The 13,504-nt window shown below is 67.5% G+C and carries 10 protein-coding genes; 7 read left to right on the top strand and 3 right to left on the bottom strand.

Annotated elements, in window-relative coordinates; translation table 11 throughout:
- Positions 1-34: 34 nt before the first annotated feature.
- The 6 genes from ACLMAL_RS17330 (at position 35) to gatB (ending at position 7,668) form a co-directional block, all read left to right on the top strand.
- Positions 35-2,110 (top strand): protein kinase domain-containing protein, encoded by a 2,076-nt coding sequence (locus ACLMAL_RS17330; protein ID WP_411999997.1) that lies wholly within the window; start codon positions 35-37, stop codon positions 2,108-2,110.
- The gene (locus ACLMAL_RS17325) at positions 2,100-2,987 is read left to right on the top strand and encodes a hypothetical protein (protein WP_411999996.1); all 888 of its coding nucleotides are present in this window, start codon (positions 2,100-2,102) and stop codon (positions 2,985-2,987) included. The genes ACLMAL_RS17330 and ACLMAL_RS17325 overlap by 11 nt, the downstream gene beginning before the upstream one ends.
- Positions 2,988-3,249: 262 nt before the next feature.
- Positions 3,250-3,411, top strand: a complete 162-nt coding sequence (locus ACLMAL_RS17320) for a hypothetical protein (RefSeq protein WP_411999995.1) — start codon at positions 3,250-3,252, stop codon at positions 3,409-3,411.
- Between the two features lie 70 nt (positions 3,412-3,481).
- Positions 3,482-4,516, top strand: a complete 1,035-nt coding sequence (locus tag ACLMAL_RS17315; protein WP_328413287.1) for an ATP-dependent 6-phosphofructokinase — start codon at positions 3,482-3,484, stop codon at positions 4,514-4,516.
- Positions 4,517-4,656: 140 nt separating this feature from the next.
- Positions 4,657-6,039: an alpha/beta hydrolase family protein gene (locus ACLMAL_RS17310; protein WP_411999994.1), complete on the top strand. Its 1,383-nt coding sequence runs from the start codon at positions 4,657-4,659 to the stop codon at positions 6,037-6,039.
- A gap of 123 nt (positions 6,040-6,162) precedes the next feature.
- Positions 6,163-7,668, top strand: coding sequence for an Asp-tRNA(Asn)/Glu-tRNA(Gln) amidotransferase subunit GatB (gatB, locus tag ACLMAL_RS17305; protein WP_411999993.1), 1,506 nt, complete (start codon positions 6,163-6,165; stop codon positions 7,666-7,668).
- Positions 7,669-7,746: 78 nt separating this feature from the next.
- Here gatB and ACLMAL_RS17300 read toward each other — a convergent pair whose 3' ends face one another.
- Positions 7,747-8,856, bottom strand: coding sequence for a PQQ-dependent sugar dehydrogenase (locus ACLMAL_RS17300; protein WP_411999992.1), 1,110 nt, complete (start codon positions 8,854-8,856; stop codon positions 7,747-7,749).
- A gap of 280 nt (positions 8,857-9,136) precedes the next feature.
- Between ACLMAL_RS17300 and ACLMAL_RS17295 the strand changes: the two genes are divergently transcribed.
- On the top strand, positions 9,137-10,009 hold the full coding sequence (locus ACLMAL_RS17295) for a DoxX family protein (protein WP_411999991.1): 873 nt from the start codon (positions 9,137-9,139) through the stop codon (positions 10,007-10,009).
- A 473-nt stretch (positions 10,010-10,482) separates the two neighbouring features.
- On the opposite strand, the gene ilvD is transcribed toward ACLMAL_RS17295, so the two are convergent.
- Positions 10,483-12,324 (bottom strand): dihydroxy-acid dehydratase, encoded by a 1,842-nt coding sequence (gene ilvD, locus ACLMAL_RS17290; RefSeq protein WP_411999990.1) that lies wholly within the window; start codon positions 12,322-12,324, stop codon positions 10,483-10,485.
- Positions 12,325-12,726: 402 nt separating this feature from the next.
- A complete protein-coding gene (locus ACLMAL_RS17285; RefSeq protein WP_411999989.1) occupies positions 12,727-13,356 on the bottom strand; it encodes a PH domain-containing protein in 630 nt (209 codons plus the stop codon).
- Positions 13,357-13,504: the final 148 nt, after the last annotated feature.

The raw sequence follows: 13,504 nt of genomic DNA, 5'->3' as shown, positions 1-13,504 counted from the left end.
GTGATCTCGGCCCAGGATGTGGAGGAATGACGGGGTGGACGGACCAGGTCGGAGGGTCGGAAGTCGATTCGGGCCGTATGAGCTGCGCTCGCTACTCGGCAAAGGCGGCATGGGCGAGGTCTACGAGGCCTACGACGCGGTGAAGGACCGCGTGGTTGCGGTGAAGCTGCTCTCGGAGGAGCTAGCCCAGGACCCGGCCTACCAGGTGCGCTTCCGGCGCGAATCACAGGCCGCCGCACGACTGGCCGAGCCGCACATCATCCCCATCCACGATTGGGGCGTGATCGATGGCGTGCTGTTCATCGACATGCGCCTGGTGCCCGGCATAGATCTGCGTTCGTTGCTGCGCCACCAGGGGGCGTTGAGCGCCGAACGCGCGATCGGGATCATCGAGCAGATCGCCGCGGGCTTGGACGCCGCACACGCCGACGGCCTGGTGCACCGCGACGTCAAGCCCGCCAACATCCTGGTGACCGACGCGGATTTCGCCTATCTCGTCGACTTCGGCATCGCCCATACCGAGGGCGACAGCGCGATGACCCAGGTCGGGATGGCCATCGGCTCCTATACCTACATGGCGCCGGAGCGGTTCGACGTCGGCCCGGTGACCGGCCGCGCCGACATCTATTCGCTGGCCTGTGTGCTGCACGAGTGCCTCACCGGATCAACTCCCTTCCCGGTGGCGAGCATGAGTGTGCTGATCCGCTCGCACCTGTCCGAGCCGCCACCGCGACCGAGCGTGCAGCGGCCGGGGATCCCGGCCTCGATGGACGCGGTGATCGCCCGCGGCATGGCCAAGGACCCCGCCGACCGGTATCCCACGGCGGCGGATTTGGCGCGGGCCGCCCGAGCTGCCCTTGGCAGCCCGGCGACGGCGAGCAGTCCCACGTTCGTGGTGCGTGCGCCGGACCCCGCGACCTTCGGTCAGTCCGATCCCACCCTGGTGCAACGGCATTCGGCCTTCATTCCGCCGGAGACGACGGGCGAGCTGGTGATCCACCCCACCGGCCCGACAGTGGTGACTCAGACCGACCTCCAGTTCACGCCGCTGCCGCCGCAACAGCCTGCGGGGTCGCCGTTCGGACCGCCCGCGCCCTATCAGCCGACGCAGCAGCCGCCCGTTCGGCCTTTTCCGGATGCGCATCTGTATCAGGAAAGCGAGCAGTACTCGCAGCCGCAGCCGTATTCGGATGCGCAACATCCCGGCGCGCAGCAATACGCGGACCCGCAGCACTATGCAGTACCGCAGCCGAATTCCGGACCGCCTCCGTTCGCGGACCAACATCCTGGTGCACAACAGTATTCGGATCCACAGCAGGCCCAGGAAACGCAGCGGTACGAGGCGCCGCAGCGTCCTGAGCGGCCGTTCTATCCCGAGGCACAGCCTTTTTCGGATCCCCAACAGTTCTCCGGTAGCCCGTCGAATTCGCTTTTCCAGCAGGCGTACCAACCGCAGCACGCCGCAGGTCGTGACTTGCGCGCACCCGACTATTCGGCGGCGGCCGATTCTCGCGCCCGCGAAGACTATGTGTCTCCCGGCGACTATGACGACGACGACGATTACTACGGGCCGGATTCGGCAGCGGACCCGTACTTCCCGCCACCGCAGCGGCGATCGATCGTGACGCCGATCCTGATCGGTGTGCTCGCCGTCGTCGTGCTTTCGGTCGGCGGTGTAGTGGGCTGGCAGCTGCTCGGCTCCAGCGACTCAGGGACCTCTGCCACCGGCGTCGAGGCCGGGGCGTCGGTGGCGCCGACGACCCGCAACAGCAGCACACCCAGCACCTCGACAGCGCCCACGACGACCTCCGCGCCCACGTCGTCCACTCCGGTCGCGCTGCCCGAGAGCGCGCGCCCCTGCTCGGCAGGCGGGCCCGGGCGTGGGGCATTCACCCGGGTGGCCGCGGGCAGCCAGGTAACCAGTTGCGAGTTCGCAGAAGAGGTCCGCAGGGCTTACGCCGAGTCCGCCACCGCCAACGTCTCACGCGCACCACGCTCGGTGGTGGCGACAAGCCCGGTCACCGGCCGGACTTACACGATGAATTGCGTCGCAGAGGGCCAAGTGGTCACGTGCAGCGGCGGTGAGAACGCGGTGGTGTATGTCTACTGATCGATCCAGGCACTTCCGAACGGTTTTCGGCGCCGCGGCGCTGGTCACGCTGCTTCCGCTGACCGCCTGTGGGACCGGTTCCGGTGCGAACTCGCCGGCGCCGCCGTCGAGCATCACCCAGGCCGCGGCGCACACCGACCAGCAGCATCTGTCGATGACCATTCCCGGCACGCTCGCCGCCGGATTCGTCGAACTGCAGGCGGGCCTGCGCGGCCATGTCGGCATGGCGATCATGCCGGTCGGCGGCGACAAAATGGTCACCTTCGGTGACTGGACCACCGGCCCCGCCTGGTCGACCATGAAGGTCCCACTGACGGTTGCCGCGTTGCGCCGCAATTCCGCGAACTCGACCTATGCTGCCACCGCGGCGATCACCGCCTCGGACAATGCGGCCGCCGACACTCTGTGGCAATCGCTGGGCAGCGGTCAGGAAGCGGCGAAGGCGGTGGAGGCCGTGCTGCGTGAGGGCGGTGACACCAGGACCACGGTGCCGCCGACGAGGACCAGATCCGAGCACTCGGCATTCGGTCAGGCGGAGTGGACGCTGGCCGACCAGGTTCGCTTCGTGTCGCGGCTGCCGTGCCTGCCGCAGACGGGGAACGTCATCACGCTGATGGAGCAGATCACGCCCAACCAGCGCTGGGGACTGGGCGCGTTCACCGGCGCCGAATTCAAGGGCGGCTGGGGTCCCGACCTCTCCGGCGCATACCTGGTGCGGCAGTTCGGGCTGGTGCCGACGCCGGGTGGTCAGATCGCCGTCGCTATTGCTGCACAACCCGATTCGGGTGCGTTCTCGGACGGAATGACGGTACTGGACAAGTTGGCGACGCTGATGTCACAGCACCTCGATGAACTTTCCGGCGGCGCCTGCTCCTGACTTGACCGGGTAACGACAACACCTGACAATCGCGACTATCGGGTGAGGTTGCGGGACCCCTGGTTTGCGGTGCTCGCAGGCGCATCCGCAAGGTGGAGGTAACGGGTGGACGTCACGCAGTCGAGGGCCGAGACGCGATTGGGTCCCTACGAGTGCGTTCGTTGCTCGGTAGAGGGGGCATGGGGGAGACCTACAGGCGTTCGGTCGATTCAGTTCGTCGGCGGTAGGCAACGAGGTCACCAGTTGCCCCTTTGCCGAGGAAGTGCGCAAAGTTTATGCGGGCGGCGTCAGCGAGGCGGGAAGCACTCGCTCGATAGTCGCCTACAGCCAGGCCAAGGAACGGGACTACACCATGGAATGCACAGCCGGCCACGAGTTCGTCACCTGCACCGGCGGCGAGAATGCGATTGTCTATGTCTACTGACCGTTTCCGTAACCCAGGGTTCACGGGGGCGGGGCCCTACCGTCCCGCGGTGCGGGGCAAGATATCGGCCATGCGCATCGGAGTCTTGACCGGAGGCGGAGACTGCCCAGGACTGAACGCGGTCATCCGCGCCGTCGTTCGCACAGCGAACGGCCGCTACGGAGACGCGATCATCGGCTTCCAGGACGGCTGGCGTGGTCTATTGGAGGACCGGAAGATCCCGATCCTCAACGACGATCGCACCGACCGGCTGCTCACCAAGGGCGGCACCATGCTCGGCACCGCACGCACCAATCCGGACATGCTGCGCGCCGGGCTCGGACAGATCAGGCAGACCCTCGACGACAACGGCATCGAGGCGCTCATCCCGATCGGCGGCGAAGGCACACTCACCGCTGCGAGCTGGCTGTCCGACGAAGGGGTCCCCGTGGTCGGGGTGCCCAAGACCATCGACAACGACATCGACTGCACCGACGTCACGTTCGGCCACGACACCGCACTCTCTATCGCCACCGAGGCAATCGACCGGCTGCACACCACCGCGGAATCGCATCAGCGTGTGATGCTCGTCGAGGTGATGGGACGCCACGCGGGCTGGATCGCCATCCACGCAGGCATGGCCGCAGGCGCGCACCTGACCCTGGTGCCCGAGGTGCCGTTCGACGTGGACGAGGTGTGCACCATGATCAAGCGCCGCTTCCAGCGCGGCGACAAGCACTTCATCTGCGTTGTCGCCGAGGGCGCGCACCCGGCGCCGGATTCCGGATTCGCGCTGCGCGAGGGCGGTATCGACGAGTTCGGTCACGAACGCTTCACCGGCGTCGCCCAGCAGCTCGGCGCCGAAATCGAACGCCGCATCGGCAAGGAAGTCCGTACCACCGTCCTCGGCCACGTCCAGCGCGGCGGCAGCCCGACCCCCTACGACCGCGTCCTCGCCACCCGCTTCGGCCTACACGCCGCCGAAGCCGTGCACGCGGGACACTTCGGCCAAATGGTCTCCCTGCGTGGCACATCGATCGACCTGGTCCCGCTGTCGGAGGCCACCAAGCAGTTGAAGCGGGTCCCCGAAGACCGCTACCGCGAAGCGGAGGCATTCTTCGGCTGAACCCGAGGCGCTCGCATCCGCCGCAGCGAGCCGTACTCATCGAGGTCGCGGTTCGCTGTATACGGGTCGGGCCGACCGATTGCACGCCGCTGCCCGTTGATTCATCCGATGAATGTCGCGGCGTCGGTACTGTGGTGGCTATGCGCAATGGACGAGTGATCGCGTTCGTTCTGTTTGTCGTTGCCGCCGTGGTGGCCGGGTGTTCGTCGGAATCCGACAACCCGCCGAACCCGGTGACCGGTGACTGGAGGGGGATGATCCAGACCCCGGGGAAGCCGATCGAGATCGGGGTGAGCTTCGCCGACGACGGCACCGCCACTATCGATATCCCCGTGCAGGGTGTGCACGAGACACCGCTGAAGGACGTGAAGACCGACCGTGACGCGGTGGAATTCGCCATCGCCGACATCCCGGGTGACCCGAAGTTCCACGGCAGGTACGACGCAGGCGCGGGCAAGATCACCGGTGACTTCATCCAGGGCGGGCAGAGTTTCGTGTTGGCGATGGAGCGCGGCAAGGTCGCTCCGCTCCCACGGCCACAGGAGCCGAAACCGCCTTTCCCGTACCGCTCCGAGGACATCACCTACCGCAGCGGTGACATCACCATCGCGGGCACGCTCACCCAGCCGCAGGGCAACGGACCCTTCCCTGCGGTGCTGCTGATCAGCGGTAGCGGCCCCCAGGATCGTGACGAGACACTGATGGGCCACAAGCCGTTCCTGCTCCTCGCGAACACCCTGACCCGCGCGGGGTACGCGGTGCTGCGCACCGACGACCGCGGTGTCGGCGGCACCGGCGGCAACCTCGACGCAGCGAACTACACCGACCTGTCGGGCGATGCCGCGGCAGGTGTGAGTTTCCTGCGCGGCCGTCCGGGCATCGACCAGGCTCGGGTCGGACTGTTCGGCCACAGCGAGGGCGGCTACCTCGCGCCACTGGCGGCCTCGCGCCCCGACAGTGGTGTCGCGTTCGTCATCGCGATGGCAGGCCCGTCCGTGGTCGGCGCCGATGTGGTGAACGAGCAGACACAACTGATCGGCGCGGCACAGGGCACCCCGCCCGACGAACTGGGCGCGCAGGTCCGCGACACCACCGCGGTTACCGCCCTGCTGCGGACCGGCGATATCGAGGGTGCCAAGAAACTGGCCCGCGAACAGAACGCCACCCTCCCGGCGGACAAGCGTGCCAAGGCAGCCGACCTCGAAGCCCAGATCACCCCGTACTTCGCGGCTTTGGTCGCCTACGATCCGGCACCCGCGCTGAAGGCGCTGCGTGTGCCGGTCCTCGCCTTCTACGGTGGCAAAGACCTCCAGGTTCCCGCCGCCCAGAACGAACAGCCGATGCGTGACAACCTCGCCGCCGACCCCGACGCGACGGTGCTCACCTTCCCCGGCCTCAACCACCTTATGCAGCCCACCGAGACCGGCCTGCCCAGCGAATACAACAATATCGAGACCACCATCTCGCCAGAGGTGCTGACCTACGTCACCACCTGGCTGACCCAGCGGATACCGCCGAAGTAATCGCAGCCACTCCGACACCCGACGGTGATCGACGTGGCTGCCGATAGTGGCTGGTAGCCGCCGCCGGATCGGCCGCAGGAACCCTCGGAATCCGACGGCGGGCGGGTGAATAGACTTATCGCCATGAGCGCACCCTCCGACGACCTGATGGACTATGCCGATGTCATCGCCCGGTTCGAGCCGGTGCTGGGCATGGAGGTTCACGTCGAGCTGAATACCGCGACCAAAATGTTCTGCGGTTGCCCCACCGAGTTCGGCGCGGAACCGAACACTCAGGTGTGCCCGGTGTGCCTCGGACTGCCGGGCTCGCTGCCGGTGGTGAACGAGAAGGCGGTCGAGTCGGCGATCCGGATCGGGCTGGCGCTGAACTGTTCGATCACCCCGTGGGGCCGGTTCGCGCGCAAGAACTACTTCTACCCCGATCAGCCCAAGAACTACCAGATCAGCCAGTACGACGAGCCGATCGCCACCGAAGGCCACCTGGATGTGGTGCTCGACGACGGCAGCGTCTTCCGCGTCGAGATCGAGCGTGCGCACATGGAAGAGGACACGGGCAAGTCGCTGCACGTCGGTGGTGCGACCGGTCGCATCCACGGCGCGAGTCACTCACTGCTGGACTACAACCGGGCCGGTGTGCCGCTGATCGAGATCGTCACCAAGCCGATCACCGGCTCGGGGGAGCGTGCGCCGGAGGTGGCACGCGCCTACGTGACCGCCCTGCGTGAGGTGCTGAAGTCGCTCGGCGTCTCTGACGTCAAGATGGAGCAGGGCTCGCTGCGCTGCGATGCCAACGTGTCGCTGATGCCCGTCGGCGCACAGGAATTCGGCACCCGCACCGAGACCAAGAACGTGAACTCGCTCAAGAGTGTCGAGGTCGCGGTTCGCTTCGAAATGCGGCGTCAGGCCGCGCGCTTGGCCGAGGGTCTGAGCATCGTGCAGGAGACCCGCCACTTCCACGAGGCGGACGGCAGCACCTCGCCGGGCCGGGTCAAGGAAACCGCGGAGGACTACCGCTACTTCCCCGAGCCCGATCTGGAACCCGTTGCGCCCGAAACGGACTGGGTGGAGCAGCTGCGTACCACCATTCCCGAGTACCCGTGGTTGCGCCGCGCCAGGATCCAGGCCGACTGGGAGCTGTCGGATGAGGTGATGCGTGACCTCGTCAACGCGGGCGCGCTCGACTTCATCATCGCCACCGTCGACGCGGGCGCCCCGGCCAATGAGGCCCGCTCCTGGTGGGTTGCCTACCTCACCGAAAAGGCCAAGGAGCGTGAGGTTTCGCTGGAGGACCTGCCCATCACGCCCGCCCAGGTCGCCGAGGTGATCAAGCTGGTCGAGGCGAAGACGGTGAACAACAAGGTTGCCAAGCAGGTCGTCGACTTCGTGCTGGCGGGCGAGGGCAACCCGGCCGAGATCGTGGCCGCCAAGGGGCTGGGCATGGTCAGCGACGACAGCGCGTTGCAGGCCGAGGTCGAGAAGGCGCTCGCCGCGAACCCGGACATCGCCGATCGGATCCGCTCCGGCAAGGTCCAGGCCGCGGGCAAGATCGTCGGTGATGTCATGAAGGCCACCCGCGGGCAGGCCGACGCCGCCCGGGTGCGCGAACTCGTGCTCGCCGCCTGCGGCTGAGTTCGGGCTGAATTACTTCCTGCCGCAATAGAATCGGGCCGCAACACCAGGTGTTGCGGCCCGATCGGCATCGTGCGGTCAGTCCGACCCGCCACCGCCCTGCGGCGGCGGGATCCGCACTACGCGGTCGTCGAACGGTCCGGGCTGACCATCGGTCTTGTTGACCGTCGCCACCCAGATGGTGCCGTCGCCGCCGGCCGCCGCGCCGCCGAGCTGTCCGTACTTGTCCTGTGCGATGAGGCTGGGCGAGGAGGTCACCGCGTGCGTATTCGGGTCGGCGACGGCGATCGCCACCGCTTTCGCTCCGGTCAGTGCGATAGCAACGCCGTCGCTGGCCGCCGCGCATCCTGCGACGCCGGGACGGTCGGGCCAGGTCCACGCGGTGGTGACAGTGCTGTCTTTGGCGAGCAGTTGCAGGCGGTCCTCGGTCGCGGTGCGGTCGGTGATCCAGACGCTGTCCTTGCCGTCGCCACAGACATCGCCCGCGGTGCCGATGCCCGACACCACGACCTCCGCCGTCGACCCGGGCGCGGGGGAGTTGACCCGCAGCAGTTTGCCGCCCAGCGAGGACGGTGACACGGCAGCGCTCGGATTGCCCGCATCGCCGGTCAACACCAGCATCTGCGTCGGTGTGACGAACTCGATCGAACCGTGGTTACCGGTGGCGCCCTTGGGGATTCCGGTCAGGATCGCCTTCGGCGGGCCGCCCTCCGCAATGCGGACAACCCGATTGTCGGTGGCGGTCGTGATGTAGGCGTAAATCAACCCGTCCTCGCGAAAGGTCGGGGAGAGTGCGATGTCGGAGAGCCCGCCGTCGCCGGAGCCGTCCACGTCGACGCGCGCGACCTCCGTCGGAGTTTCCTGCGGGCTGCTCGGGTCCACCGGTACCACCTTCAGGATGCGTCCGGTGCGCCGCTCGGCCACCAGTGCGCTGTCGCCGAGGGCGATCAGACCGCCGGTGGTGTCCAGGCAGGTCGCCACGACCGCCGGGTCGGGGTCGATGCACGGCCCGGTCGGGCGAGCGCCCGGGGTCGGCGGCTGCTTGGGCGGTTTGGGGTCGGCGGGATTGACGGTCGGCTCGGGGGTGAACGGACTGGAAGCTGAATCATCGAACCGGGCGCAGCCTGCCAGCAGGACGGAGCCGAGCGCCAAGCTCAGGGCGACGCGGCCCGCGACAACCAAACTCATGGTTCAGACGTTACGGAAACACTGGCCGCCGCGCCCCTCCCGGGTCGGGTGTTGTCGCCCGAAAACCCCGGATGCTGACACGCCGTTGCTTGCAGACCGCCCGTCGTCGCCCGCGGCGGCATAGGGTGTTAAGCCGTGAGCGAGTCTGTGAGCGAACGATCAACACAGTGCGCCTCGCGCGCGCCGGAGCCGAACATGGGTGAGGTGCGGTCGTGAGCGAGGAAACCATGTCACAGTGCGCGTCGAGCGCGCCCGAGCCGAGTGTCGGCGAGGGGGCGTCATGACCGACAAGTCGAATGACACACCTGCGGCCACCGGATCCGCAGGCGGCACGCCGCCGTCGACGGCGGAGCAGGAGGCGGTTTCGACCACCGGCAGCGGTGTGAGCAGCCCGTTCGATTCACCGACCGAACAGCTCTCTTCGCTGGGGAAGGGCCCCGAGCTGACCAAGGACGTGCCGCGCACGGACGACGAGCTCGGTCTCGACCCCGAGGTCCCCGCAGTCGGCGAGCAGGCGAACCAGGCAGACACTGCACCCGCCTACGCGTACGCCAGCATCCCGCCCGCCGCGAACCCGCCGAGCGAGCCGAGTCGACCGCTGCGCCGTCGCAACGGTGACAATCGCCGCGGCACCCTCGATCTGGGACTGTTCGTGCTGCGCCTGGTCATCGGCGGCACCTTCATCTACCACGGCCTGATGAAGCTCGCCGGTTGGTTCCACGGGCCCGGCCTGGACGGCACCCGCGACATGATGGCCAACGGCGGATGGGACCACCCGACGATGGCCACCATCCTCGTGACGGCCGGCGAGCTCGGCGGCGGCGGACTGCTCGTCCTCGGCCTGGCCACCCCGCTCGCCGCGGGCGCCGTGCTCGCGGTCATCCTGGACGCGTGGGCTTGGAAGCAGGGCATGCTTCCCGGCTTCCAATACAAGGTCGCCACCGGCGTCGAACTGGAATCCATCCTGGCGGGCGCCGCCGCAGTGATCATCCTGACCGGACCGGGTCGCCTGTCTTTCGACCGCAACCGCGGCTGGGCCACCCGCCCCGCCTACGGCTCCTTCGCCGTCCTGATCCTCGCCATCGCCGCCGCCGTCGGCACCTGGATCTGGCTGCACGGTGGCAACCCCTTGATCGGCATCGGTCCCTGGTAGTCCGCATCCCCGAATATTCAGGTCGTACCGGTCGGTGCCGCGAGGCTCGCGTCCACGTCCTGTGCCTGGTGCTCGGCTGACCTCCCAGCGTGCGTGGTGAGTTACCCATGTACTTGCCAGATCAGTTGTCTGGTCCCGCATATGGATCGATAGCGAACGGCGTCCCCCTGACCGATATGAGGGATGCCGTTCGTTCGTCGGTGACGGGACATGGCTACGGCACGTGTCGAGTAGACCGCTCGGTCATGTCCCGTTCATCAGCGAAGCGCTTGGATTCTGGTGTCTGCCAATGGAGGCGGCTCCAGGGGTCGTTGTTCGTTGCCGGTCGGCTTGCCGCCGAACGGGATATGGCCGCAGCCAACGTCGAGTAACGCTCTCCGCCGCTCGTTCGTGCAGCAGCGCGGGACGAAGGTTCCGCCCAACGAAAACGGCGCCCCCTGTCGTTCGACATGGGGCGCCGTTCGGGCGAGCTGCTACGGGACGTAGCGAACAGCGCCCTTGTCGGCCGAGGTGGCGAGAGCGGCGTAGGCGCGCAGGGCCGTGGTGACGGGGCGGACGCGGTCGACGGGCTGCCAGGGGCGTTCGGACGCTTCCATTTTCGCGCGACGCTCGGCCAGGACGGCATCGTCGACGAGCACCTCGAGGGTGCGGGTGGTGACGTCGATGCGAATCTGGTCGCCGTCCTCGATCAGGCCGATCGCGCCGCCGCCCGCGGCCTCGGGGGACATGTGGCCGATCGACAGACCCGAGGTGCCGCCGGAGAAGCGGCCGTCGGTGATCAGCGCGCACTCCTTGCCGAGGCCCGCACCCTTCAGGAAGGCGGTGGGGTGCAACATCTCTTGCATGCCGGGCCCGCCCTTCGGGCCCTCGTAGCGCACCACGATCACGTCGCCCGGCTTGATCTTCTTGCCGAGGATCGCCGAGACGGCCGCTTCCTGAGATTCGACGACCACCGCGGGACCCTGGAACGAGAACAGCTCCTCGTCGATGCCGGCGGTCTTGAGGACAGCGCCGTCGACGGCGATATTGCCGCGCAGCACGACCAGGCCGCCTTCTTTGGTGTAGGCATGCTCGAGGTCACGGATGCAGCCGCCCTCGGCGTCGGTGTCCAGCGAGGACCAGCGGTTGTTCGTGGAGAACGGCTCGGTCGTGCGCACGCCACCGGGCGCGGCGTGGAACAGCTCGATGGCCTCCTCGGAAGCCTTGCCGGAGCGGATATCCCAGGTGTCGAGCCACTCGTCGAAGCTCTTGGTGTGCACCGTGCTGACGTCGGTCTCCAGCAGGCCCGCGCGCCGCAGCTCGCCGAGGATGGCGGGGATGCCGCCGGCTCGGTGCACATCTTCCATGTGGTAGTCGGAGTTGGGGGAGACCTTGGACAGGGTCGGCACCTGGCGGCTGGTCTCCTCGATCGTGTGCAGATCGAAGTCGATCTCACCCTCTTGTGCGGCGGCCAGCGTGTGCAGCACCGTGTTGGTGGAGCCGCCCATCGCGACGTCGAGTGCCATCGCGTTGCGGAAGGCCTTGGCGTTGGCCACATTCCGCGGCAGTACCGACGCATCGTCCTCGCGGTACCAGCGATTCGCGATGTCCACGATCACCTTGCCCGCGCGCTCGAACAGCGCGTGCCGAGCCTGGTGGGTGGCCAGCGTGGAACCGTTGCCGGGCAACGCGAGTCCGAGCGCCTCGGTGAGGCAGTTCATCGAGTTCGCGGTGAACATGCCGGAACAGGAGCCACAGGTCGGACACGCACTGCGCTCGACCTCGCTCAACCCTTCCTCGCTGACGTTCATATTGGCGCTGGCCGCGATCGCGGTGATCAGATCGGTCGGTGCCTGCGCGACACCGCCGACGACAACCGCCTTGCCTGCCTCCATCGGACCGCCGGAGACGAACACGGCCGGAATGTTCAGGCGCATTGCGGCATTGAGCATGCCGGGAGTGATCTTGTCGCAGTTGGAGATGCACACCAGCGCGTCGGCGGTGTGCGCGTTCGCCATGTACTCGACCGAGTCGGCAATGATTTCGCGCGAAGGCAGCGAGTAGAGCATGCCGCCGTGACCCATGGCGATGCCGTCGTCGACCGCGATGGTGTGGAACTCACGCGGCACACCGCCCGCGGCGCGCACCGCGTCGGCCACGATCTCGCCGACGTTCTTCAGATGTACGTGCCCCGGCACGAACTGGGTGTAGGAGTTCGCGATGGCGACGATCGGCTTGCCGAAGTCGGAGTCGGTCATACCGGTGGCGCGCCACAGTGCGCGAGCGCCTGCGGCATTGCGGCCGATGGTGGTTGTCCGTGAACGAAGCGGTGGCATGTATGAATCCTCGGGAGGTCGCGGGGGCTGAGTTGCGACTGCGCAGATTCGCTCGGCGGCGCCGAGCGAATTCGACGGTCGTCCACGTTACTCCCGCGCGCGTGCGGGCCGCGTGCCGGTCATCGGCGGCGGGCCGCCGTCGAACTGCGCTCTCGCTGTCGGTCTGTGTTCGGGATGGTGTCGCCGCGCAGGGTTGGCGTCGGCGCTGACGGTGTCATCGGTTGTGTCGGTTCCGGCACCGTCGGTGTCCACAGGTCTGGTGAATTGGGGCGGGGGTCATCCGTCCCACGCGGTCACCAGATCGCGCATCCGGCTGTCAGCCTACCGACGGAAGTCAAGCCGATAGATCGACGAGGATGCGCATACCGGTTCGGGGGATAACGCACCGCGCCGCTGGTGGTCCTACGCTTCGCCGTCGCCTGCCTTGGTCGTGGTGCCGTCCGTGTCCGTGTCCGCAGGCTCGGCCGCGAGGTCCTTCGCCTCCGCGCGCTCCGCTTCTGCCTTTCCCTTCTCGGCCTCTTTCCGCTCGGCCTCGACCTTGGCCTCCCAGGCCGCGGCCTCCGCGGCGAACAGGTCCGGGATCCGGCCACCCGACGCGTCGATCAGATCGCGCAGCCGGTCGTAGCTGACTGCGGGAAGTTTCACATCGCTGTCGTCGGTGAGGTGGGCGCGCACGAACCCGCGCTTGGGGATCGTCACCCCCGCAACCTGCGACCAGTCGAGGTGCCGTGCACCGAATACGGTGCGCAGATCCAGCCCGTCCTCGGAGACGGTGGTCCTGGTGCGATAGATCCACACCGCCACCGCGACGGGGATCAGCAGCAGCCACCACAGCGCGATCGGCCAGCCGACGAACGGGAAGAACACGCAGAACAACAGCACCAGTACACCCAGGTAGGCCAGCTGCGGCACCCGGATGATCTTTGCGGCCCGCGGCGGCTGCGCCGGGTCCGTCGAGCTACCCGTATCCGATCCGTCGTCGGAGATGTGGGATGATTTAGCCGGTGGCACGGACTGATGCGGTGATGACACACCACCATCCTCGCATCATGGTGGACAGACTCGAGCACCCACTCTGTCTCACATAATGGGACTTGTTTGACTGATCGGCTCGCGCACACATACCGTCATGCGCGTGAATCGAAACGAGTTGCTCGTAATCGGCCGGCGCGTCCAGCGT

It is taken from the genome of Nocardia sp. CWNU-33 (genome assembly GCF_046764895.1).
Taxonomy (GTDB): Bacteria; Actinomycetota; Actinomycetes; order Mycobacteriales; family Mycobacteriaceae; genus Nocardia.
The sequence above is the reverse complement of the archived record's forward strand: the minus strand, read 5'-3'. Positions and strand labels throughout refer to the sequence as shown.

Coding starts and splice junctions, on each gene's coding strand:
- ACLMAL_RS17310 (WP_411999994.1), top strand. CDS start 4,657: ATGCGCAATGGACGAGTGATCGCGTTCGTTCTGTTTGTCGTTGCCGCC.
- ACLMAL_RS17315 (WP_328413287.1), top strand. CDS start 3,482: ATGCGCATCGGAGTCTTGACCGGAGGCGGAGACTGCCCAGGACTGAAC.
- ACLMAL_RS17325 (WP_411999996.1), top strand. CDS start 2,100: ATGTCTACTGATCGATCCAGGCACTTCCGAACGGTTTTCGGCGCCGCG.
- ACLMAL_RS17295 (WP_411999991.1), top strand. CDS start 9,137: ATGACCGACAAGTCGAATGACACACCTGCGGCCACCGGATCCGCAGGC.
- ACLMAL_RS17300 (WP_411999992.1), bottom strand. CDS start 8,856: ATGAGTTTGGTTGTCGCGGGCCGCGTCGCCCTGAGCTTGGCGCTCGGC.
- ilvD (WP_411999990.1), bottom strand. CDS start 12,324: ATGCCACCGCTTCGTTCACGGACAACCACCATCGGCCGCAATGCCGCA.
- gatB (WP_411999993.1), top strand. CDS start 6,163: ATGAGCGCACCCTCCGACGACCTGATGGACTATGCCGATGTCATCGCC.